Here is a 24,047-nt window from a genome sequence, read left to right as displayed (position 1 = left end):
AGGATAAATCAAATGAAAATAATTGTAGAAGCAAAAAGTTTATCGAAAGAATTTCAAGGGACGACAGTACTGCGGAATATAAATCTGACCGTCGAAAAAGGAGAGTTCATTGCGGTGATGGGGCAGTCCGGCTGTGGAAAATCCACACTTCTTTATAACTTAAGCGGCATGGACCGCCCTACGTCGGGGAAAATTTTCTTTGACGGGCAGGAGCTTCAGGAACTGCCGGAGCCGCAAATGAGCAGCATACGATTGAAGAAAATGGGATTTGTCTTTCAAAAGGCCAATTTATTAAGGTCCTTATCGGTCAGGGATAATATAATATTTCCGGCATATCAGGCGGGGATATTCAAAAGAGAAGAAATCAATGAGAATGCGAGGAGATGGATGGAACAGACGGGAATTCTCTCCTCGGCGAAGCAGGATGTGAGGAAAATATCGGGAGGCCAGCAGCAGCGCGCTTCCATATGCAGGGCGCTGATGAACCGTCCGCAGATATTGTTTGCCGACGAGCCGACAGGTGCGCTGAATTCCTCAGCTACCGGGGAAATTATGGATATTTTCAACCGGATCAATGCGGAGGGAACGGCTATCCTGATGGTAACCCATGACGGAAAGGTGGCGGCAAGAGCCGACCGGATCATTTATCTGGAGGATGGGGCCATCGGAGAAGAACTGATCCTTGGGAAATTCAGCAAAGACAGACGGGAGGAAAGGGAAAAACGTGCGGCTGCCTTTATGAGGTAAAAAGATATATTGATATAGCCTTGTGAAACGATGGGACCCATCCGGTATACAAAGATTTGTTGACAAGTACAGTAACTGCGAATACACTTATTAGGTGAGAAATGTTTAAAGGAGCAATAATTAAGGAGCTTAAGAAAATCCGGTTTTTTATGTGAAGCGACGGAAGTTTAAATCAGGGGAGGAAGCGGGCTGTGAAATATTTCGGAGAAGGATTAAGTGAAAAGCATAAAGAACTTAGCAGGATTATCCGGAAGGAAGAAAAGGCTGAACGTTTCCGTTACCGATACGGGAAATGCCATGTCTGATGACGAGATTATGGAACTTAGCCGCAATATTAATGTTGATGAGTTCGCTACCGAAGAGAAGTTGCCAAGAGTACAAGGGAAGTCGTAATGAATTTGAAGGCTTCGGATATGAAAAGAGAAGTTTTGCCGGGCGCATTAGCAGACATTTCAGCAGTTGGCGGCGTGACCGGGCATCCGGATTCCATCTGGCTTTTGGACTATTGGGGAAAAAAAGATGTGGCCGGAATTCTTCTCATGCCTCCTACGCGTCATGTTATGCTTCATTTAAATGACTGCTGTAAATGGAAGGAGCATATCAGGAGTAAGAAGAAGCTTTTTGCCGGTTATCAATCAGAGGGATAAAACGGGAAAACATAAAATGAGTAATCAAAGGAGCGGTATGAGATGAGCAAATATAATTCTTTATGGGAATATGTACAGGAAAACGGCAGTGCGTCATTTAAACTTACTTTCGATGAGATTAAGGATATTGCGGGAATACCGCTAGACCACTCTTTTTTGAACTATAAAAAGGAATTGACGGAGTATGGGTATCAGGTCGGAAAGATATCCATGAAAGAGCAAACAGTTATTTTTAATAAAATGGATTAGGAGTAAACCGATATGGATGCAGTCAATAAAACCTTATATATTCCTTTGTTCGGAAAAGCGGCGGTAAGCCAAAAAGGTATTATAATCAAAGATCCCAAAGCCGAAGAAATATGGAAAAAGGAAGGCTTTACGCTGCGTGGGAAAGCGAAATCCAGATGGCTGACTTATTATATGGCTATGAGAGCGCGGGTATTTGATGAATGGACAAAGAAGCAGCTCCAGAGATATCCGGAAGCGATTGTTCTGCACATCGGATGTGGGATGGACAGCCGTGTCGAAAGGATCAATGCTCCCGAGAGGATTTGGTATGACATCGATTATCCGTCGGTGATACAGGAGAGAAAGCATTATTTCGAGGAATCCGGCAATTACCGGATGCTGAGTGCCGATGCTTCTGACATAAAGTGGATAAACGGATTGGAAAACGGTAAAGAAGCTATCGTGATCATGGAGGGCATAAGCATGTACCTTACCAACGGGGAGATCGGTTCCTTGTTTCTGGCACTTCAAAACCAATTCACCCGCGTACTTTTGCTTATGGATTGCTATACTGTTTTCGGAGCAAAAGCATCCAGGTTTAAAAATCCGGTAAATGATGTAGGTGCGAAAATCGTTTCGGGTATCGATCATCCGGAGGCTTTCGAGCAAAACGAGGGGATACATTTTACGAGAGAGCTCGACATGACTCCGTCCGAGCTGATCGATGAGTTGAGCACTTTCGAGCAGACATTTTTTAAGCTTATGTTCGCGGGTAAAACAGCGAAAAAAATCTACCGTTTATATGAATATAAGATCAATAAATAATAAAAATGGGAAGCAATTTGGTAAATAGTCAAGAAGTATTTTGATTTGTTTTTCGTACAGAAGGGTAACTTTAATAGACCTACGGCTTTCATAACAAAAACGTAGATTTAGAATGAGATATGAATTACCTACTCTTTTCCGGAGAGTAGAGTTGGCTCTTGTCCAGCAGACCATAGAGCAGACGTATAAATTTACGGGAAGTCAACGCGAGTGCACGTTTGTGCTGATGGTTTCTTGTTTCAGCATATTTCTTATGATAGAAGTGTTCATACTCAGGACAGTGTCTTATAACACTTCCAGTTGCTTCAATGATGTAATACCGAAGGTAACGGTTGCCAGCCTTACTCATATGTTTGTCTTCTGATTCAAAATCGCCTGAATCATTATCATTCCAAACGATACCGCAGTATTTTGCGAGTGAGTCAGCACTTTGAAAAACTTTAACAGAACCTATTTCAGCAAGAATTCCGGCAGAGTAAACCTTGCCAATTCCAGGGATGGAATTAAGCACTGTATATTCCTCGGGATTTAACCCTTGCACAGTTTGAAGGATTGCTTTATCAATTGCTTTTAATTCCTTCTCAAAAGAGCTGATGCAGTTAAATGAGGAGGCAATTGATATCGTAAGTGGCTCATATAGGCATTTATCAAGCCTGTATGAATTACGAGCTGCAGCCTGTATTATCTTAGCTGTTTCTTCCGGATCTGCGATGCGACCTTTACTTTTAGAGCTAATGAATACAACAAGGTCTTCAATAGAGGTATTTACTATGTCCTCATTTGTTGTGAACTCTGTAAGAATAGCCTCGGCTGTAGCACCATATTTATTTGAAAAAGGATGCTCTCCATTGCGTAATAAGGCATACTCACTGAACTTCAGAAAAATGTTATTTAACATATATGTTTTCTCTCTGGCAATACATTCAGTGATGTGCATACGATGTCTGGTAAGGCGTTGTAAGGCGAGATATTGGGAACCACGCCAAGGCTTGATGCTGATACGGCCAACACGGGCAAAATCAGCAATAACAAAGGAATCTATGCCATCATTTTTTCCAATGTCGTTGAAGGACTTTTTGTAATTCTTCACTTCCTTTGGATTGAGGCAATAAACACGGACGGAAAATGGAGCTAATAGATCGCTGGCTGAAAGGTAATTGGCCAGATGAACTCCATAAAATCCTGTTGATTCCATGCCGATTACAACGAATTTGAACTGATGATTTGCAGTAAGGACATCAACAATTAGACTTTCAAGAAGAGCTGCACCTTCTTGAGTATTTTCAATAGATTTCATTTTTATGAAGAACTCCTGATTAAAATCAAGTGCAGAAATAACATGAATACGGGATGCAATATCAATCCCAACAAAAAGCGTTGAGAGGTAATCGATTTTTTCTTTCACGGATAGTCACCACCTTTCATAGCAGAATAAAAAGAATGTAATCATGGCTTGTCCCAGATCACTACGCCACCCTAACCCTCGCGTTATTAGCATTCTCCGGTAAGAAATACCCTGCTGGTGGCTAGATACCAGGATGCAGCATTTGTGTAATAAGTCTTAGCGTAGCATTAGGGCTGCAAGCTTTCTTGGCAATAACAAAATGTTTTGCTGGAGAATTAAAGCAGTGACCACAGCTACAGTTCTTGTGAACTTAATTGTAACATCTGGGACCATGACTATAAAGCAACTTATTAACAATGTAGGTATAACAAGATGACCAACAATTCATCTAATACCTATATCATAAAAAATAAGTCTATAGCCTCTATGATTGAGGTCTATAAACTTATAATACGAGGAGAATTTTGTATGAAATATTATAGTAAATCATCGTGTGCAGCAGACCGGGAGGTTTGCGCAATAATCTAAAATACGAATCGCGTTGCGCTGACCTCCAGAGGATTTCATGCAAACTATTTGGAGGAGCAAATGAATCGTAAGAATAAAAAAATAACATATACGGACGGTTACTATAAAAACCATGCCTGTGACTGTACATTTACATGTAAAATGTGCGGACGGCTTGTTGTTCCGGGAGGAGCCGGGAGCAATCATAGAAACCATTGCCCTAATTGCCTTAACAGCCTGCATGTCGATGATGAACCGGGTGACCGGGCATCTGATTGCGGCGGCTTTATGGAGCCGATTGGAGTGTGGGTAAGGAAGAACGGTGAATGGGCTATCATTCATCGCTGTAAACAATGCGGAAAGCTCGTTTCAAATCGCATTGCTGCAGATGATAACCCTATGAAGCTTATGTCGATTGCCATGAAACCGCTGACTTTTCCACCCTTTCCATTAGAGAAGATTGAAGAATTAACGAATCTGATGGGTGGAGAAGGAAGGATAGAATAACTGTGCCATTAAGCGGGGAACCTGAATGAAAACGGGTTCCCTGCTTTTTAATTAGGAAACATATAATTATCAATTGCTGATTTTCACAAATTTATCATAGAATTTTTATAAAAAATTTTTACTCGATACTTGACACTGCTCACGGCACGCGTTATAGTACGAATAGAACAAGGCGTTTTAAGCCTATAGTGAAGGGCAAGGAGGAACAGGTTGAAAAAATCTTTTTCAACATCCTGATTTATACGTGTGCTAAAGCACACAGATAGGAGCTATTATGAATATTTCAAAATTTACACAAAAGTCTATGCAGGCAGTAGAACGCTGCGAGCGGCTGGCATATGAATACGGCAATCAGGAGATAGAACAGGAGCATTTGCTTTACAGCCTTCTGACGATAGAAGACAGCTTGATCCTTAAATTAATCGAGAAAATGGAAATCAATAAGGAGCATTTTCTGAACCGCGCCGAAACGGCACTTCAGAAGAGAGTGAAGGTCCAGGGCGGTCAGGTATATGTGGGCAAGGATTTGAATAAGGTGCTTATCAGCGCGGAGGATGAAGCGAAGCAGCTTGGAGATGAATATGTTTCCGTAGAGCATTTATTTCTTGCCATGATTAAGAATCCGAATAAGGAGATCAAAGAGCTTTTCAGGGAGTACGGAATTACGAGAGAACGTTTTTTGCAGGTGCTTTCTACCGTAAGGGGCAATCAGAGAGTTACCTCCGATAATCCCGAAGCTACTTATGATACTCTGGAGAAATATGGTCAGGATCTGGTGGAAAAGGCGAGGAATCAGAAGCTCGATCCCGTAATAGGAAGAGATAACGAGATCCGCAACATCATAAGGATACTTTCCAGAAAGACGAAGAATAATCCGGTGCTCATCGGCGAGCCCGGCGTGGGAAAGACTGCGGTGGTAGAGGGTCTTGCACAGCGTATAGTAAAGGGTGACGTGCCCCAGGGGCTGAAGGATAAGAAAATTTTTGCCCTGGACATGGGAGCCCTCGTCGCGGGAGCGAAATACAGAGGGGAATTCGAAGAGAGGCTGAAGGCAGTCCTTGAGGATGTGAAGAACAGCGACGGCCAGATCATACTGTTCATCGATGAGCTGCATACCATCGTAGGGGCAGGGAAGACGGACGGAGCGCTGGATGCCGGCAACATGCTAAAGCCGATGCTCGCCAGAGGAGAACTGCACTGTATCGGTGCCACCACCCTGGATGAATACAGACAGTATATCGAGAAGGATGCGGCGCTGGAGCGAAGGTTCCAGCCGGTTATGGTGGAGGAGCCTACGGTAGAGGATACAATTTCCATACTGCGTGGTCTGAAGGAAAGATATGAGGTGTTTCACGGCGTTAAAATAATGGATAATGCTCTCGTCAGCGCGGCTGTTTTGTCTCATCGCTATATTTCCGACCGTTTTCTTCCGGATAAGGCCATCGACCTTGTGGATGAGGCGTGTGCCTTGATTAAGACAGAGCTGGATTCCATGCCTGCGGAACTGGATGAGCTCCGCCGGAAGATCATGCAGATGGAAATCGAGGAGACAGCTCTGAAGAAGGAAGAGGACAGGTTGAGCAGGGAGCGGCTTGCAGCTCTGCAAAAGGAGCTTGCCGAGCTGAAGGAAGAATTCAATAACAGGAAGGCGCAGTGGGACAACGAAAAGGCTTCTGTAGATAAGCTGTCCAAACTCAGAGAGCAGATCGATGCCATCAACAATGAGATTCAGATAGCGCAAAGAGATATGGATCTGGAGAAAGCGGCAGAGCTAAGTTATGGAAAACTGCCGGCACTTAGACAACAGCTGGAAATCGAAGAGGAGAAAGTAAAGCGTGAGGATTTGTCTCTGGTGCATGAAAACGTCAGCGAGGAAGAAATCGCCAAGATTATTTCCAGATGGACCGGCATTCCGGTAGCGAAACTGACGGAAAGCGAGAGAAATAAGACGCTGCATCTGGACGAGGAGCTGCACAAGCGCGTTATCGGGCAGGAAGAAGGAGTTACCAAGGTAACGGACGCGATCATCCGCTCTAAAGCGGGAATCAAGGATCCGACGAAGCCTATCGGTTCCTTTCTGTTCCTGGGACCGACCGGAGTGGGTAAGACAGAGCTTGCCAAGGCTTTGGCAGCATCGCTTTTCGATGATGAGAATAATATGGTCCGCATCGATATGAGTGAGTATATGGAGAAATTCTCCGTATCCAGACTGATTGGAGCGCCTCCCGGCTATGTGGGTTATGAGGAAGGCGGACAATTGACGGAGGCGGTGAGGAGAAAGCCTTATTCCGTCGTGCTGTTCGATGAGATAGAAAAGGCGCATCCCGATGTATTCAACGTGCTGCTGCAGGTGCTGGATGACGGACGCGTTACGGATTCACAGGGACGCACGGTAGATTTTAAAAATACCATTCTCATTATGACTTCCAATATCGGCGCAGGATATTTGCTGGATGGTATCCGGGAAGACGGCACTATCGGCGAAGATGCGGAAAGCATGGTAATGGGAGAGCTCCGCGCTCATTTCCGGCCGGAGTTCCTGAACAGACTGGATGAAACGATCTTATTTAAGCCCCTGACGAAAGACAATATCAGCGGCATCATAGGACTGATCATGGATGATCTGAACGAACGGCTTGCTGATAGAAATCTTAAGGTGGAACTGGCGCCGGAGGCGGGACGTTACATCGTAGATAACGCCTATGATCCGATATACGGAGCGAGACCCTTAAAGCGTTATATTCAAAAGTATGTGGAAACGCTGGCGGCAAAGCTGATTCTGGCGGATGCGGTAGGAACGGACGACACGGTGGAGATCGTTCTGGAAGACGGGGAGCTAAAGGCGAGAAAGAAATAGCTGTGATACAATTAAGATGAGTCATTAAATAAAAAAGGATTGCTGTATGCGATATTTGATATCGGTCAGCAATCCTTTTTTCTGTATTTTTCTGTAATAGGATGATGTTGGGGTCAAATACCCCCCCTTTAGTACCTTGAAAATTACACACATTTATTTTTTGACGCTTTCTGTTATAATGAATATAGCAGAAAGGCGGTGTTTTAATGGCATTCCATACCAATAGTTCACAACAATACTCGTTAACAGATATCACAAATACATTAACAACTCGTGAGAAAAAAGCAATGGAAAACTCATGGGCTAAAATCTTTGCGGAAGAGATTTTTCCCTTTATAGATGAAGGACGTTTTCATGTGCTTTACTCAACCAGAACCCAATGTCGATCCAATACACCAGTGAATATCTGCGTAGGCGCACTTATTATTAAAGAACTGTTCCAAATTTCCGACGATGAAGTTGTAGAAAATCTAATGCTTGACCCAAGATATCAGTATGCATTGCATACCACCAGTTATGAAGAACAGCCTCTAAGTGATAAAACACTTTCTCGTTTTAGAAAACGCTGCTATGATTACGAGTCTGCTTATGGAACGAACTTAATGCATGAATGCGTAGCAGACTTAAGCAGTAAGATTGCTAAGATGATGAATATAAATCCCCGCATGAAGCGAATGGATTCTCTGATGATTGAAGCAAACATCAAAAACCTTAGCCGTGCAGAGCTACTTTATACCTGTGTAGCAAAACTTGTAGCATACATTCACAAGGAAAACAGAAATGATATACTGGAAGGTTTGGAGCATTACTATAATCCAAATGATTTCAACCAAACATTTTACTACAATGACAGCACTGGGACGGACGAGCGCATCCATTCTATTCTCTGTGATGCAGAAAAACTATTGGAGTTATGCAATTCTGACTATGATGAGATTACGGAGTATCAACTTTTAATAAGATGCCTTTCTGAACAAACAGTCGTTCAGAATTCAGTAAGAAAGCTTCGTAACAAAGAAGATGGTGGATTTTCTTCATCCATGCTTCAAAATCCAGCTGATCCAGATGCAACCTATCGTGAAAAAGCTGGTAAGAAACATCGGGGCTATGTGGCAAATTTCGAAGAATCAGTCGGTGAAAACGGTTCTGTAGTTACGGATTATCAATTCGAACCCAATACTTATAGTGACAGTCAGTTTCTCAAAGATCATTTACAACAAACAGAATCACAAAAGGAAACTACAATCCTTATTACAGATGGCGCGTATAGTGGAGCAGAGAACACAAGTCTGGCAGCCGCTAAAAATATCCGATTGGTTACCACTGATTTAACCGGAAAAGAGGTACCAGATATTTATGCTGATTTCGAAATGAATAAAGAAGGCACCCGAATCCTGAAATGTCCGGCTGGATATTCTCCGAAAAGCTGCTGCTGTTCTAGTAGCAATGGGCATGTGCATGCATCCTTTATAAAGGAACTCTGTCTAGGCTGTCCGCATAAGGATGAATGTAGAGTTAAAGTATATAAAAATGTCTGTTCAGTGGACCTATCTGCTACCGCACAATATCGTGCCAAAACACGACGTTACATGAAAACTGACGAATTCAAGGCATTCGCTCGACTACGCAACGGGGTTGAGACCATTCCTTCTATTTTGAGAAGTCAGTATCAGGTAGATCGTATGGCTGTCCGTGGAAAAATCCGGAGTGGATTTTTCTTTGGATGCAAAATTGCAGCATTGAATGTACGTAAGCTATTGACTTTCCGAAATGGCTTGGGACATTATGCGCAAAATCCATTGTTAGCCAGTTAATATATTGAAAAGCCAGGATTACTTAGTGATAATTAACGATTTACCCTTTTTGAATAATGTTTTTAAAAATATGTGTGAAATTTTCAAGGTGCTAAAGAATTGGGGGAATAAAAATCCTAAATTGACCCCAACATCATAGGATTAGGGTGTCAAAAGGTCCTTTTTGCGAACGTCTCTAGACAATATGCTCAAAACAAAAAGACTCCTGCGCTGAATTCCAATATATAAGAAGTTCTAATTCTCAGTCCATTCCCGCCAAACATAACAGAAAACAAAAAACTCGCTGCGCTCAAACAGTTTTGTTTTCTGTTATGGCACAAATATCCAGAGAAAGAACTTCTAAATATTTTCATAGGCGCAGTCGTTCTTTTTGTTTTGGTCATATTGACTCGAATATTTTTAAAAAGGACCTTTTGACACCCTAATCTTAAGATAAAATAAAGAGTATCTCAAAATGATGTTCTTTCCTTGAAAGGTGCTGTTTTATTCTTTAAACGACCTGATTCAAAGGAAAGCAGCACTTTTGAGATACATCTTTTATTTTCTATATCTTCTTTACAGGAATAGCCAGCTTCGCGCCCATTTCAGGGGATGCGCCAAAGTTGAATTTCGGTATAGTTTCCTCATCATAGGAATATCCGAATTCATTGGGATTATAGCTTTCGTACGCTTTAAATACGCAGCCGATAGCAGTTCCGAAATCCTTTTCATCCTCAAAAGGCTCCGACTTAAAATAAAGCATAATGCCGGAATCAATTTCGATGATTTCAAATCTTTCCGGGATAGCAGCATTATAGCTGAAAGGGACCTCAACACCGGCAGCAGTAGAGGCGGTGCCTTCCTTTACCAGGGAATCCGGCAGCTGTATAATAGCGGCGGCATCCATTTTCTCGGGAATGCTGTTCAGGATTCCTTCCCAATCGCAGCCGTTCTCCTCGCAGAAGGACCAATAATCATGAGCATTGGCAGAACGTAAAATAATTAACCTTCTTTTTGGTTTTTCAACCGGTGTGACTGTGCAAACCATAGTGTCCTTATCCATTTCCAATCTCTCCTTATGATTAAGATAGGTATGATATGCCCATACGGGATACTGGACGAACAAAGGGATAGCTCTCGGTGATTTCCGATACTCGGCGGGACCGATCTGAAAGCTTTTTTTGAAGGCTCTTGTGTAACCCTCATGTGTCTCGTAATTGCTATCCAGTGCGACGTCTATAATGTTTTTTTCTGTTTTCAGGAGTTTTTTCGTACTCGAAGTGAGCATTGTTCTTCGTACATATTCGTTCGGCGTCATATGCAGCAGCTCGCAAAAAAGCCGATTAGCGTGCCTTTGCGAATATCCAATGTGCTCATACATCGCTTCCAGACTAAAATTTGTCTCCGTGATATTTTTCTTTATATAGTCCTGCATAGCCTGAACTATTTCGACTTTATCGTCCTGATTCATATCCTTACCTTCATGAATATTCTATTAAAATTTCAGCTTGTTTTCTTGACTTAAAAGGACAAAAGCTCGCATGTACGAAAAGTATATCATTGTCTTATAGTCAAATCAATCATCTATATTATCTTATATTTTAGTCTTTGGAAAAATTATAATAATTCCTACCCGGTTAATAGGAGATTGACAAATGGGCCAATTTTTTTTATTATATAATTCATAAAACATATTATTATAGTATGAAATAAAAGATTAAGAAAAGGGGACTAGCATGAGAATATCATCTAAAGGCCGCTATGCATTGGCTGCTGTGACGAATATGGCGCAGCGCTATGACAGCGGAGAATATGCAACGGTAATTAACATTTCAAAGGAGCTCGGTATATCGAAGATATATCTGGAGCAGGTTTTCTCTCTTTTAAAACGGGGAGGAGTGGTTACATCGACGAAGGGGGCGCAGGGAGGCTATCTGCTTTCGCGCAAGCCGGGGCAGATAACGGTATACGAGGTGCTGACTTCGGTAGAGGATTCCTTATTTGAAAGAACGCAGGAGACTGTAGCAGAGACGGCTATGGATATTGAGAGCGCTCTTAGAATAAAGGTGTTCGATACACTGGATAGGACGATAAGCGGGACCTTGCATGGGATTACCCTTTTAGACCTTGTGAATGAAGCCGAAAGGCATAAAGGCGAACATGAAATTATGTTTTATATTTAAGGCATATGAGGTTGCTGTGAACGGAGTGAACAGTAACCATATTGCATAACTTAACCATATCCCCACAGATTTCTGGACTTTGGAAGGAGTATATTTATGAAAATGACAATTGATAAAGAAAGACTCGTTAAGGAATTTATCCGGCTGGTATCCATAGACAGTCCTTCCCTGTTGGAAAGGGAGATGGGCGATTATTTGAAAAATAAGCTGGAGGAGCTGGGTTTTGACGTGGCGGAGGACGACGCAGGCAATAAGCTGGGCGGAAACTGCGGCAATATATACGGTTTTTTGGAGGGCAGGGAAGAATTGGAGCCGCTTCTTTTCTGTGTCCATATGGATACGGTGGAGCCTTCCAGGGGAAAACAGGCAGTTTTAGGCGCTGACGGTGTAATCCGGAGTAAGGGAGACACTGTATTGGGGGCAGATGATTTTGCGGGAATTGCAGCGATTTTAGAAGCCTTGTACACGATAAAGGAAAAGCGGCTGGAGCATCGGCCCATCGAAGTGTTGTTTACGGTCGCAGAGGAAATTTACTGCAAGGGTGCCAAGGTGTTTGATTACAGTAAAATTAAATCCAAAGAAGCATATGTGCTCGACTTGACGGGAGCCGTGGGAGGGGCTGCTTATCAGGCACCTTCTATCCTTTCCCTGAATATAGAGGTTAACGGAAAAGCATCTCATGCGGGATTTGCACCCCATATGGGCATTCATGCAATACAGGCGGCAGCCGATGCCATAGCCAAGCTGAAGCTGGGACACATCGATGATATTACGACACTTAATATAGGAGTGATACAAGGCGGACTCGCCACCAATATTGTTCCGGCATTGTGTGTGGTCGGCGGAGAGATACGCAGCTATTCCCATAAGAAGGCAATGGAAGCGGCGCAGGAAGTAAAAAAGCGATTTGAAAAATCGGCGGAAGCTTTTAAAGCTACGGTAAAGTTCGAAGTGATTACCAATTGCCAAGCGTATGAAACGCCCAAGGAGCATTCCGTGGTCCGCAGGTTTGAAGAGGCATGCCGGACCTTACACATGCCGTCCTCTCTCCAGCAGACGTTCGGCGGCAGTGATAACAATGCGATGTCAGAGCATGGTATTACGGGAATCGTGCTTGCCTGCGCCATGAACCAGTGTCACTCCTGCGAGGAGTATACTACAGTGGAGGAGCTTGTAAAAATTGCGGAATTGACGAGAGTACTTATGACGAGCGAGGTGAATGCGGGATGAAGAATCCTTTGAACTACCAGATTACGGAATATGACTGCGGTCCGACTACTTTAATAAATGCGATGAGCTTTTTGTTCCGGCGTGAGCAGATTCCGCCCGATATTATCAAACATATCATGCTTTTTTGTCTGGATGCCTATAACGAAAAGGGAGAATTCGGGAAAAACGGAACCTCGCGCATGGCGATGATGTTCATATGCGATTGGCTTAACCAGTTTGGAAAGGTGAAAAAGGTTCCGGTGCAGAGCGAATATCTTACGGGGGAAGACGTCTCTGTCGGGGAAAACAGCAGGATTATATCGGCGTTGCAGCAGGGCGGCGCAGTAGTGGCCCGGGTTATGTACGGCTGCTGGCATTATGTGCTGCTGACGGGAATCGATGAAAAAAGAGTCTGCCTGTTCGATCCTTATTATAGGAAAAAGCCGTTTAAGCAAGAGGAAATTGAGTTGATTACGGATATGCCCTACAGTTTTAACCGCCGTGTACCCTATGGTATGATGAACGATGCGGGCAAGGGTCCCTATGCGCTTGGGCCGAAAGAAACCCGCGAGGCGGTCATTATTTTTAATAAAGATACGCAGAAAACGCCGGCGAGAACTATCGAATACTTCATATAGTAGTGTAACCTTACAGCAGAGTATGGGAGGTGGAAGGATGGTAAAGCGTGAAGAGGTTATTGCATTTTGCAGTAAATTAGAAGATGTATATGAGGACTATCCGTTTCACGATCCTAATTGGACGGTGATGCGGCATAAGAAAAATCAAAAGGTATTTGCCTGGATATATGAAAAGGATGGCCATATATGGGTTAATGTAAAATGTAATGAGGAATGGCGGGATTTCTGGCGGGATGCGTTTAATTCGGTGGTGCCGGGCTATCATTTAAACAAGAAGTATTGGAACTCCATTATTTTGGATGGAACGGTACCGGATAAAGACATAGAAAGAATGATTGAGGAAAGCTATGAACTTACAGATTTTCGGAACAAATAAATGTTACCATCGTTTGACAAGGTCTTACGCGCCCTGAACCATGAAATTTGCTTGATTTTCTGCGTTGTCCTCAATCGGCGTACGTCCAGTACGCCTCGATTGTCCGCCTTGAAAATCAGGCAAATTTCTATGTTCAGGGTCGAAGAGTCGGAAAGGGACAAATTTTCGTCCCTGCAAGGCACTTGACCGACGCGTACTGGGCGTACGCGGAGCGAAAGTAACGCAGCAGGAACAAAAATTTGCCCTTATCCGACCGTGTGTGACCTTGTCAAACGATGGTACGACACGAAGAAGGCACAAAGATATTTCAAGGAACGCGGTGTGAAGTTCCAGTTCATTGACTTGAAAGAAAAAGGTATGAGCAGAGGGGAATTCGTTAGTGTGAAGCAGGCGGTCGGCGGACTGGAAGCCATGCTGAACGAAAACTGCAAGGATAAGGATGTGCTCGCTCTGATAAAATATATTGCGGAAGAAGACAAAGAAGGAAAAGTGCTTGAAAATCAGCAGGTACTTTTAACGCCCATCGTAAGAAATGGCAAAATGGCCACAGTAGGATATAAGCCGGAGGTATGGAAGGGCTGGGAATAGATTGTAAGGAAGCCTTGTTAATCATGGATGAGAATTCATAGATTAACAAGGCTTCTTTTTATTCTAAAATCAGGGTGTCAAAAGTTCCTTTTTGCGAACTGTTTTGGGCATATTGCCTCGAATATTTTTAAAAAGGACCTTTTGACACCCTAATCATCCTAAAAAGAATCCATGTGAAAAGGGTAGGGAAATTGCTGGATAAAACATACTAAACATATATGAAATAATAAAATTGTATAAATATAAGTGTATTAATCAACTATAATTTAGATGAAATGACAAAATTGAGAAAAACAATATATCTTTTATTGACAAATAAAAATCAAAAACATATAATACCAATAAGTTTACTAGGAAATAGTTGGGATTCCGGAAGGGAGAAATAATTATGCAAAACAGAACAGTTGCAGTTAACAGAATCATACGTACCTCTATAGGAATGCAGTGTTGCTGTATTTCTTGTTGTGCTATGCAAAAATATAATTTCTCCGGGGGATAAAATGGTTATATCATCTTGCGAATGCTATTAAGGCAGTCAGGATTATATGATCCTGACTGCCTTTTTATATCATGTGAATACTTTGTTGCTTTAACGTGAGAAAACATTGTTTCCTATGATATAAAAAGCCCTTCAGGGCAACAATGCGCAGCTACGCGCGCGGAACAAAAGCTGTGCTGCCAAAGTATTTGGCCGCGAGATTGTGAGGAGCACATTTTTGTTCTGTAATAAAGAAAGGAGTGTACGACATGCTTGCCGTGTCAGAGGGCTAAGCGGTACAACAGACATAATATTATGGAGGACTATATCGAAATTAAGGATTTACATAAAACTTACCCGACACATGACGGACCGCTGGAGGTTTTGAGAGGAGTAGATCTTTCCATAAGGAAAGGAGAAATATTCGGGACCATAGGCTTCAGCGGAGCGGGGAAGTCCACACTGGCCCGGTGTATTAACAGGCTGGAGACGCCCGATAAGGGAGAGATTCTAATAGACGGTGTCGATATCCTAAAGCTGTCAAAACAGGAGCTGCTCAAAGAACGGCGGAAAATCGGAATGATCTTTCAAACCTTTAACCTGTTTGAGGCAAAGACGGTATATAGAAATATTTCATATCCATTGGAAATCAGCGGTGTTTCCAGGGAAGAGATCAAACGGCGCGTTTTAGATACGGCGGAACTCGTAGGGTTGTCGGATAAATTATCAGCCTATCCGGGGGGACTTTCAGGAGGACAAAAGCAAAGGGTAGGAATTGCCAGAGCTTTGGTAAACGATCCTCACCTGCTGCTGAGCGATGAAGCAACATCGGCCCTCGATCCGCAGACCACGCTTCAGATACTGGAACTGCTTAAGGAGATCAATAAAGCGACAGGAATTACGATTTTGATGATTACACATGAGCTGGATGCTATCAAATATACATGTGAGCGGATGGCCGTTCTTGAAGACGGACTTATTATAGAGTCGGGATCGGTAAATGAAATATTCCATAATCCCCACAGCCGTACCGGAGAGCTTTTTGCAAAGGTATTCCTCGAATTTCAGAAAGCGGATAGCCTTATGAACGGAGAGGGAATATAACAAGCCCGCAAAGAAAACAATCTTAAAAAAGAAAAGGAGTGGCAGCATGAGTTTATTGGATACGCCTCTTTGGGAGGTAATAAAAGGTTCGTTTGCGCCGGAGGTATGGGAACGGATCACACCATCCATTTTCGAAACACTTTACATGACGGTACTTTCTTCAGCTATCATGCTTGTCTTGGGATTGCTTCTGGGGATCATGCTGACAGTTACGAATCCCAACGGCTTAGTACCAATGACTAGTCTTTACACCGGTTCGGGCTGGCTGATCAATTGCCTTCGCTCTTTGCCGCAGATGATTATGATCATATTAATGATACCCGTTGCGCGCCTGTTTTTCGGCAAATCCTATGGAACTAATGCCTGTATTATAGCCATAGCGGCAAGCTGTATTCCCATGTATGCCCGCATCGTAGAAAGCAGCCTGCTGGAAATCTCCAAAGGCAAAGTAGAAGCAGCCAAATCCATCGGAAGCACGAATCTGCAGATTATCTTCCGGATACTCCTTCCCGAAACGGTTCCTTCCCTTATCCGGGGCTTTACGGTAGCAGTAATCGGAGTAATATCCATGACAGCTTTGGCCGGAATGTTCGGTGCAGGAGGAATAGGAGATATCGCTGTTCGCTTCGGTTATCAGCGCTTTCAGCACGATGTACTCTTTGCCGCGGTATACATATTGATCATTCTCGTCCAGCTCGTGCAGTTTCTGGGAGATTTTACTTCAAGAAGAATACTGAAAAAGAGGAATTTATTGTAACTTAACAATCAAACATATAAAAAGCAATTTGGTAAATAGTCAAGAAGTATTTTGATTTGTTTTTCGTACAGAAGGGTAACTTTAATAGACCTACGGCTTTCATAACAAAAACGTAGATTTAGAATGAGATATGAATTACCTACTCTTTTCCGGAGAGTAGAGTTGGCTCTTGTCCAGCAGACCATAGAGCAGACGTATAAATTTACGGGAAGTCAACGCGAGTGCACGTTTGTGCTGATGGTTTCTTGTTTCAGCATATTTCTTATGATAGAAGTGTTCATACTCAGGACAGTGTCTTATAACACTTCCAGTTGCTTCAATGATGTAATACCGAAGGTAACGGTTGCCAGCCTTACTCATATGTTTGTCTTCTGATTCAAAATCGCCTGAATCATTATCATTCCAAACGATACCGCAGTATTTTGCGAGTGAGTCAGCACTTTGAAAAACTTTAACAGAACCTATTTCAGCAAGAATTCCGGCAGAGTAAACCTTGCCAATTCCAGGGATGGAATTAAGCACTGTATATTCCTCGGGATTTAACCCTTGCACAGTTTGAAGGATTGCTTTATCAATTGCTTTTAATTCCTTCTCAAAAGAGCTGATGCAGTTAAATGAGGAGGCAATTGATATCGTAAGTGGCTCATATAGGCATTTATCAAGCCTGTATGAATTACGAGCTGCAGCCTGTATTATCTTAGCTGTTTCTTCCGGATCTGCGATGCGACCTTTACTTTTAGAGCTAATGAATACAACAAGGTCTTCAATAGAGGTATTTACTATGTCCTCATTTGTTGTGAACTCTGTAAGAATAGCCTCGGCTGTAGCACCATATTTATTTGAAAAAGGATGCTCTCCATTGCGTAATAAGGCATACTCACTGAACTTCAGAAAAATGTTATTTAACATATATGTTTTCTCTCTGGCAATACATTCAGTGATGTGCATACGATGTCTGGTAAGGCGTTGTAAGGCGAGATATTGGGAACCACGCCAAGGCTTGATGCTGATACGGCCAACACGGGCAAAATCAGCAATAACAAAGGAATCTATGCCATCATTTTTTCCAATGTCGTTGAAGGACTTTTTGTAATTCTTCACTTCCTTTGGATTGAGGCAATAAACACGGACGGAAAATGGAGCTAATAGATCGCTGGCTGAAAGGTAATTGGCCAGATGAACTCCATAAAATCCTGTTGATTCCATGCCGATTACAACGAATTTGAACTGATGATTTGCAGTAAGGACATCAACAATTAGACTTTCAAGAAGAGCTGCACCTTCTTGAGTATTTTCAATAGATTTCATTTTTATGAAGAACTCCTGATTAAAATCAAGTGCAGAAATAACATGAATACGGGATGCAATATCAATCCCAACAAAAAGCGTTGAGAGGTAATCGATTTTTTCTTTCACGGATAGTCACCACCTTTCATAGCAGAATAAAAAGAATGTAATCATGGCTTGTCCCAGATCACTACGCCACCCTAACCCTCGCGTTATTAGCATTCTCCGGTAAGAAATACCCTGCTGGTGGCTAGATACCAGGATGCAGCATTTGTGTAATAAGTCTTAGCGTAGCATTAGGGCTGCAAGCTTTCTTGGCAATAACAAAATGTTTTGCTGGAGAATTAAAGCAGTGACCACAGCTACAGTTCTTGTGAACTTAATTGTAACATCTGGGACCATGACTATAAAGCAACTTATTAACAATGTAGGTATAACAAGATGACCAACAATTCATCTAATACCTATATCATAAAAAATAAGTCTATAGCCTCTATGATTGAGGTCTATAAACTTATAATACGAGGAGAAAACAACATGAAAAAATCAACTCTATTACCCTTACTAACCACAGCAATTCTTTCGTTAGGAGTTCTTACGGGCTGCGGAGCGCAAGCAGATAAAACGGCACAGACAGAAGCTCCTGTCACAGAATCCACGGCTGCCGAAAGCACGGATCAGGCAGAATCCACCGAAGACACAGCCGCATCCGAAACCGCCGATGACGCTGCCGGGACAGATGAAACTGTAACGATTACAGGCATTGCAGATCTTGTACCTCATTCGGAGATTATCGAATATGTAACGCCTAAACTTGCGGAGCAAGGTATTATCGTTGAGCTCGTAGCTACATCAGCAGACGCTACAACTAATGAGAAAACGGCAAAGGGAGAAGTCGACTTTAACTACTTCCAGCACTATCCGTATTTGGAGGAGTGGAACACGACCAACGGTTTTGATTTAGTCAATGCGGGGGATATTCATGTGGAGCCCATCACGGCATATTCGGATAAGTATACGAGTACAGAAGAAATTCCCGATGATGCGGTCGTTGCAATTCCTAACGACGGAACTAATGAATACCGTGCCCTGCGTATTTTGGAGCAGAATGGTTTTATCAAGCTCGATGAGGAAACCGCTACTACATTAAGCGCCTCCCTGACTGATATCGAGGAATACATTCGCCCTCTGGAAATCGTCGAGCTGGATTCCGCTCAAATTATACCAACCAAAGCGGACTATGACTTTTTTATTACCAATACCAATAAAGCTTTAGAAGCAAAAATAACCTCCACGAAGCTGTTTTCTGAAGGCAGCGACAGCCCCTATGCAAATATTATCGCGGTAAGGGCGGAGGATAAGGATAACCCGGCGATTATTGCACTTGTAAAAGAACTTCAGTCGGAAGACACGAGAAAGTTCATAGAAGAAAAATATGAAGGAGCTGTAATACCTGCCACCCTTAAATAGGAAAATAAACAGATAAAAAAGGAGGCAAAATTTTGAAGAATTATGAATATATCGAATCCGCCCTGGTTCACGGCGGGATATATGGAGATGAGCGCACCGGCGCAGTAAACACTCCGGTATATCAGACATCCACCTATATGCAGGACGGATTGGGTAAAAACAGAGGATATGAATATTCCCGCACGGGCAATCCTACCAGAGAGGCGCTGGAATCTCTTATCGCTGAGCTGGAAGGCGGAAGAGCAGGCTTTGCTTTCGCCTCCGGCATGGCGGCTACCACCGCAGTGCTCAGTCTTTTTCAAAGCGGCGATAAGATAGTGATATCCAGCAATGTCTACGGGGGTACCTTCCGCGTACTCGATAAAATATTTCAACGGTTCGGCTTTCAGTATGCCATTGCGGACACCACCGATCTGGATGCGTTTGAGGAAGCGCTCACCCCTGAGGTAAAAGCTGTCTTAATCGAAAGCCCGGCCAATCCTCTTCTGACAGTAACGGATATTTCCGCCATAGCCAAAATAGCAAAAAGAAAAGGAGCGCTGCTCATCGTAGACAATACCTTTATGACGCCGTACCTTCAGCGCCCCTTAGAGCATGGAGCGGATATTGTCCTCCATTCGGCAACAAAGTATCTGGGAGGGCACAGCGATTTGATCGCAGGCCTGGCCGTAGTTAAGACAAAAGAGCTGGCTGAACGGCTCCACTTCGTACAAAACGCCACGGGCGGAGTGTTACAGCCCTTTGATTCCTTCCTGTTAATTCGAAGCATCAAGACTTTGAGCGTCCGAATGGACCGTCATGTGAGAAATGCCGTAGAACTGGCGAGGTTCTTAAGAGAGCATAAGGCGGTAAAGGCGGTATATTACCCGGGGCTTCCCGATGCACAGGGCTATGAGATCAACAAGAGGCAGGCCAAAAGCGGTGGAGCCATGATTTCCTTCGAGCTTCATGAGGACTATGATATCCGTAAATTTTTTGAAGAGCTGAAAATCATCGCACTGGCGGAAAGTCTGGGCGGTGTAGAGTCCCTTGTCTGCCATCCGGCAAGCATGACCCACGCTTCGATTCCAAAGGAAATCAGGGAAAAGGTTGGGATAACGGACGGCCTTATCCGGCTTTCCGTAGGCATTGAAAATGTCAAGGACTTAAGCCGGGATTTACAAGTCGCCATAGAGAGGGCAAAATTATGAGTTTATACCACTCCATGCAGGAATTGATCGGTCATACTCCGCTAGTCGGATTGAAGAATCTGGGATTTCCCGACGAGTTTCAGGTTTATGCGAAACTGGAGCTTTATAATCCCGCAGGAAGCGTTAAGGACAGAATCGGAAAATATATGATCGAGGACGCCAGAAAGCGGAATGTACTTAAGCCCGGCGATACAATTATCGAGGCTACTGCCGGAAATACCGGAATCGGCATCGCATTTGCAGCTCTCAATCAGGGCTACCGGCTGATTTTTACCGTTCCGGAAAAGTTTTCACAGGAAAAACAGACCTTGTTACGGGCGCTGGGAGCGGAGATTATAAATACGCCGTTGGATGATGGAATGGCAGGAGCCATTAAACGGGCGGATGAGCTTCGCGCAGAGATTCCGAATTCGGTAACCCTTGAGCAATTTAAGAACGCAAGCAATCCTCAGGCTCACTATGAAACTACCGGACCGGAGATTTATGCGGATTTGGACGGAGATATCGATTATGTCATTGCAGGTGCGGGAAGCGGAGGCACCTTTTCGGGAATCCTGAAATACCTAAAGGAACGCAACCCCGGAGTAAAAGGCGTACTGGCGGATCCTGAAGGGTCTACGATTGGAGGAGGCGAGCACGCGAATTATGAGATCGAGGGAATCGGCAATGATTTTATCGCCGATACGATGGATATGAGCCTTGTGGATAAAGTAATTAAAATAAACGACGCCGAGGCTTTTGCGGAGGTTAAGAATATAGCCAGATACGAAGGTATTTTTGCCGGCTCCTCATCAGGAGCGGCGCTGGCGGCGGCAAGAAAACTGGCGAAAGAAGTGCCCTCCGGAAAAATCGTTGTAATCTTTCCGGACAGAGGAGACCGTTATTTCGGCAAGCATATCTATGATTAGTATAAAGTTCGCAGGCTATGAGAAAGGAACGATTATTGTTATGAGGAACAGAGTAGTGTTTGGAATACTAACTATTGTAATAGGCCTTCTTATCGCATTGGGACCACAGACTATTTTTCCGGTTTGCGGAGTACATGAATATTCTGAAGAGACGATGAAATGCTTTTGGACCGCACGGGCTGAGCTCGGGGCAGGTATTTTGATTTCACTATCAGGCCTTTTTGCTGCTTTGACAGACAGTGTCCGGATACGGCTCGGCTTAACTGCTGCAGTTTTACTTAACGGGATTCTGGCGCTATTGTTACCTACGGTTCTAATAGGTGTATGCGGCAGCACCCGTATGACCTGCCGTGCGCTGTCGTTGCCTGCACTTTCCGTTTTGAGCGGGCTTCTCATAGCGATAGCCATAATCAATGGGGTTTACCTGAATCGTATGAATAAGAAAGGGACAAAAGATCATGAAAAGCAAACCGCTGACGACGATAAGGCTGTCCGTTCATAATCTGCAAAGAAATCCCTTTCGAACAGCCTGTCTCATTTTTATCGTAATGCTTCTTTCATTTACCACCTTCGGAGGCTCCCTGATGTCTCAGAGCCTAAGAAATGGGCTGGGAAGCTTAAAGGAGCGTCTGGGAGCTGATCTGGCAGTAGTTCCGCTGGATCATGAAGCGGATTATGAAGGAATCCTCTTGTCAGGAGAGCCGGAAAAATTTTATTTCGATCAATCGATAGAAGAGCAGATAGAAAAAGTTGAAGGAATCGATAAGGTTTCCTCACAATTTTTTATTTCGACCCTTGCGGCGGCATGCTGCTCCGTACCCGTTCAGGTGATAGGCTTCGATCCCGATACGGACTTTGTTATACAGCCGTGGATTGCCAAGGTATACCGGGAGCAAATAGGAGACGGACAGATCATTGCGGGCAGCGATATTGTTTTGAATGATACAGGAACCCTGCAGTTTTTTGACGACACCTATCAGGTCGTGGCTCAGCTTGAAAAGACCTCAACCGGTATGGATTATTCGGTATATGCCAATATGAATACCATAAAAATGCTGGTTGCAGGGGCAAGAGCCGCAGGTATGAATCTAAGTGTGGATGTTTATGGTACGGATGTGGACCGCTCGGTTTCTACCGTACTTGTAAAAATAAAAGAGGGTTACGACGCAGATGAAGTTACCACGAATATACGCCGGCAGATTTCGGGAATCAGCATAGTGAAATCGCAAAATGTATTTGCCTCCACTGCAAATAACATGGATGTTCTTCTAACCTTTATCCATGCGATTACCCTTCTGCTCTGGCTGTTAGCGGTATTTCTTCTGGCAGCGATGTTCCTGGCAATAACAAATGGAAGGAAAAAAGAGCTGGCTCTCTTACGGTCGGTGGGGGCGACGAGAGGAAAAATATGCGGGATTGTGCTTATGGAGGCTTTTACTATAAGCGTAATGGGAGGATTGCTTGGAACGGCAGCCGCCGTTCTCATCCTGTTTCCGTTCAGTACTTATACGAGAGAAAGGCTGGGGCTGCCATATTTGCTCCCGAATGCGGCCATAACGCTTCGCCTGTTAGGAATGAGCCTTCTTCTGTCCTTTGCTGCAGGACCGCTTGCGGCGGCATATGCGGCGGTAAAAGGAAGCCGGGCAGAGGTATACGCCTCTATCAGGGAGGGCGGGTAGCTGAAAAAGAAAGGAGGGACTGCTGGTATGGCATTAGAGGTAAAATCGCTTACAAAAGAGTATACGAGAGGCCGGAAAATATTCCGGGCGGTAAATCATGTAAGCTTTACCGTTTGTCGGGGAGATTTCGTCAATATTGTCGGCCGCTCCGGCAGCGGGAAAAGTACCCTGATCAACATGCTGGCCTGCCTGCTGACCCCTACCGAGGGAAGCATAGAGATAGATGGGTTGAATGTAGGGGATCTGCAAGACAAAGCGGCCAGTGCTTACCGGAATTCGAAAATAGGATACATATCTCAGGGACAGAGCACGCTGGCGAGCCTTAATGTGCTGGATAACGTAAGAGTACCCTTCTATTTGTCCAAAAGAGAGGGGAGCCCGGAAAAGGAAGCTCGTTTTCTGTTGGAACGGACGGGAATTTCTCATTTGGCGGATACCTATCCTAAGCATCTCTCAGGAGGAGAAGTAAAGCGAATTGCAATAGCAAGAGCGCTGATCAACCAGCCGGACTATGTGATCGCCGATGAACCGACCAGCGATCTGGATGTACGCACTGCTGCAGAAATCATGAAGCTGTTTAAAGAGATTGCGGAAACAGGAACGGCAGTTGTAATGGTAACTCATGATCTGGAGGCTTTAGAATATGGGAACCGCACCTTTGTCATGGAAGAGGGAAGGCTGACTGAGCGCACGATAGATGGCAGCTTAGTTGGATAAGAGGAGG

General features: G+C 43.8%; 24 protein-coding genes. 21 read left to right on the top strand and 3 right to left on the bottom strand.

Features of this window, described 5'->3' with window-relative positions; genetic code table 11:
- Positions 1–12 precede the first annotated feature (12 nt).
- The 5 genes from V6984_RS15690 (at position 13) to V6984_RS15670 (ending at position 2,447) form a co-directional block, all read left to right on the top strand.
- The gene (locus V6984_RS15690; RefSeq protein WP_342756550.1) at positions 13–747 is read left to right on the top strand and encodes an ABC transporter ATP-binding protein; all 735 of its coding nucleotides are present in this window, start codon (positions 13–15) and stop codon (positions 745–747) included.
- Between the two features lie 216 nt (positions 748–963).
- The gene (locus V6984_RS15685; RefSeq protein ID WP_342756549.1) at positions 964–1,140 is read left to right on the top strand and encodes a hypothetical protein; all 177 of its coding nucleotides are present in this window, start codon (positions 964–966) and stop codon (positions 1,138–1,140) included.
- A 20-nt stretch (positions 1,141–1,160) separates the two neighbouring features.
- Positions 1,161–1,394 (top strand): hypothetical protein, encoded by a 234-nt coding sequence (locus V6984_RS15680; RefSeq protein ID WP_342756548.1) that lies wholly within the window; start codon positions 1,161–1,163, stop codon positions 1,392–1,394.
- A 42-nt stretch (positions 1,395–1,436) separates the two neighbouring features.
- On the top strand, positions 1,437–1,643 hold the full coding sequence (locus tag V6984_RS15675; RefSeq protein ID WP_342756547.1) for a hypothetical protein: 207 nt from the start codon (positions 1,437–1,439) through the stop codon (positions 1,641–1,643).
- A gap of 12 nt (positions 1,644–1,655) precedes the next feature.
- The gene (locus V6984_RS15670; RefSeq protein ID WP_342756546.1) at positions 1,656–2,447 is read left to right on the top strand and encodes a class I SAM-dependent methyltransferase; all 792 of its coding nucleotides are present in this window, start codon (positions 1,656–1,658) and stop codon (positions 2,445–2,447) included.
- Between the two features lie 124 nt (positions 2,448–2,571).
- On the opposite strand, the gene V6984_RS15665 is transcribed toward V6984_RS15670, so the two are convergent.
- Positions 2,572–3,852 carry an IS110 family transposase gene (locus tag V6984_RS15665; protein ID WP_342756534.1) on the bottom strand — a complete coding sequence of 427 codons (1,281 nt, stop codon included), beginning with the start codon at positions 3,850–3,852 and terminating at the stop codon, positions 2,572–2,574.
- A gap of 528 nt (positions 3,853–4,380) precedes the next feature.
- Here V6984_RS15665 and V6984_RS15660 point away from each other — a divergent pair.
- The 3 genes from V6984_RS15660 (at position 4,381) to V6984_RS15650 (ending at position 9,477) form a co-directional block, all read left to right on the top strand.
- A complete protein-coding gene (locus tag V6984_RS15660; protein ID WP_342756545.1) occupies positions 4,381–4,806 on the top strand; it encodes an RNHCP domain-containing protein in 426 nt (141 codons plus the stop codon).
- A gap of 274 nt (positions 4,807–5,080) precedes the next feature.
- Entirely contained in the window at positions 5,081–7,663 is a 2,583-nt protein-coding gene (gene clpB, locus V6984_RS15655; RefSeq protein WP_342756544.1) for an ATP-dependent chaperone ClpB, read from the top strand.
- Between the two features lie 206 nt (positions 7,664–7,869).
- The gene (locus V6984_RS15650; RefSeq protein WP_342756543.1) at positions 7,870–9,477 is read left to right on the top strand and encodes a transposase; all 1,608 of its coding nucleotides are present in this window, start codon (positions 7,870–7,872) and stop codon (positions 9,475–9,477) included.
- Positions 9,478–10,021: 544 nt separating this feature from the next.
- Here the strand turns inward: V6984_RS15650 and V6984_RS15645 are convergent.
- Entirely contained in the window at positions 10,022–10,927 is a 906-nt protein-coding gene (locus V6984_RS15645; protein WP_342756542.1) for an AraC family transcriptional regulator, read from the bottom strand.
- Between the two features lie 265 nt (positions 10,928–11,192).
- Here V6984_RS15645 and V6984_RS15640 point away from each other — a divergent pair, with 265 nt between their 5' ends.
- The 7 genes from V6984_RS15640 to V6984_RS15610 all read left to right on the top strand — a co-directional run bounded on the left by V6984_RS15640 (position 11,193) and on the right by V6984_RS15610 (position 16,789).
- Positions 11,193–11,639, top strand: a complete 447-nt coding sequence (locus V6984_RS15640; protein ID WP_342756541.1) for an Rrf2 family transcriptional regulator — start codon at positions 11,193–11,195, stop codon at positions 11,637–11,639.
- Positions 11,640–11,735: 96 nt separating this feature from the next.
- Positions 11,736–12,869, top strand: coding sequence for a M20/M25/M40 family metallo-hydrolase (locus V6984_RS15635; RefSeq protein WP_342756540.1), 1,134 nt, complete (start codon positions 11,736–11,738; stop codon positions 12,867–12,869).
- Positions 12,866–13,486, top strand: a complete 621-nt coding sequence (locus V6984_RS15630) for a peptidase C39 (protein WP_342756539.1) — start codon at positions 12,866–12,868, stop codon at positions 13,484–13,486. The genes V6984_RS15635 and V6984_RS15630 overlap by 4 nt, the downstream gene beginning before the upstream one ends.
- A 37-nt stretch (positions 13,487–13,523) precedes the next feature.
- Positions 13,524–13,862, top strand: a complete 339-nt coding sequence (locus tag V6984_RS15625) for an MmcQ/YjbR family DNA-binding protein (RefSeq protein WP_342756538.1) — start codon at positions 13,524–13,526, stop codon at positions 13,860–13,862.
- Positions 13,863–14,117: 255 nt separating this feature from the next.
- On the top strand, positions 14,118–14,450 hold the full coding sequence (locus V6984_RS15620) for an ArsC family transcriptional regulator (protein ID WP_342756537.1): 333 nt from the start codon (positions 14,118–14,120) through the stop codon (positions 14,448–14,450).
- 793 nt (positions 14,451–15,243) lie between these two features.
- A complete protein-coding gene (locus tag V6984_RS15615) occupies positions 15,244–16,032 on the top strand; it encodes a methionine ABC transporter ATP-binding protein (protein ID WP_342756536.1) in 789 nt (262 codons plus the stop codon).
- Positions 16,033–16,078: 46 nt separating this feature from the next.
- The gene (locus V6984_RS15610) at positions 16,079–16,789 is read left to right on the top strand and encodes a methionine ABC transporter permease (protein WP_342756535.1); all 711 of its coding nucleotides are present in this window, start codon (positions 16,079–16,081) and stop codon (positions 16,787–16,789) included.
- A gap of 135 nt (positions 16,790–16,924) precedes the next feature.
- Here the strand turns inward: V6984_RS15610 and V6984_RS15605 are convergent, their stop codons facing one another.
- Entirely contained in the window at positions 16,925–18,205 is a 1,281-nt protein-coding gene (locus tag V6984_RS15605; RefSeq protein ID WP_342756534.1) for an IS110 family transposase, read from the bottom strand.
- Between the two features lie 408 nt (positions 18,206–18,613).
- Here V6984_RS15605 and V6984_RS15600 point away from each other — a divergent pair, with 408 nt between their 5' ends.
- From V6984_RS15600 to V6984_RS15575, 6 genes are read left to right on the top strand one after another with little or no spacing between them, the layout of a single operon-like run.
- Positions 18,614–19,546 (top strand): MetQ/NlpA family ABC transporter substrate-binding protein, encoded by a 933-nt coding sequence (locus tag V6984_RS15600; RefSeq protein ID WP_342756533.1) that lies wholly within the window; start codon positions 18,614–18,616, stop codon positions 19,544–19,546.
- Between the two features lie 32 nt (positions 19,547–19,578).
- On the top strand, positions 19,579–20,736 hold the full coding sequence (locus tag V6984_RS15595) for a PLP-dependent aspartate aminotransferase family protein (protein WP_342756532.1): 1,158 nt from the start codon (positions 19,579–19,581) through the stop codon (positions 20,734–20,736).
- Complete coding sequence (locus V6984_RS15590; protein ID WP_342756531.1) at positions 20,733–21,644, top strand: cysteine synthase family protein; 912 nt, start codon at positions 20,733–20,735, stop codon at positions 21,642–21,644. The genes V6984_RS15595 and V6984_RS15590 overlap by 4 nt, the downstream gene beginning before the upstream one ends.
- Entirely contained in the window at positions 21,637–22,146 is a 510-nt protein-coding gene (locus V6984_RS15585; RefSeq protein WP_342756530.1) for a DUF4418 family protein, read from the top strand. The genes V6984_RS15590 and V6984_RS15585 overlap by 8 nt, the downstream gene beginning before the upstream one ends.
- A complete protein-coding gene (locus V6984_RS15580) occupies positions 22,103–23,323 on the top strand; it encodes an ABC transporter permease (protein ID WP_342756529.1) in 1,221 nt (406 codons plus the stop codon). Before V6984_RS15585 ends, V6984_RS15580 begins: the two co-directional genes overlap by 44 nt.
- Positions 23,324–23,350: 27 nt before the next feature.
- Complete coding sequence (locus V6984_RS15575; RefSeq protein ID WP_342756528.1) at positions 23,351–24,040, top strand: ABC transporter ATP-binding protein; 690 nt, start codon at positions 23,351–23,353, stop codon at positions 24,038–24,040.
- Positions 24,041–24,047: the final 7 nt, after the last annotated feature.

This window comes from Kineothrix sp. IPX-CK (genome assembly GCF_039134705.1).
Taxonomy (GTDB): Bacteria; Bacillota; Clostridia; order Lachnospirales; family Lachnospiraceae; genus Kineothrix; species Kineothrix sedimenti.
The sequence above is the reverse complement of the archived record's forward strand: the minus strand, read 5'-3'. Positions and strand labels throughout refer to the sequence as shown.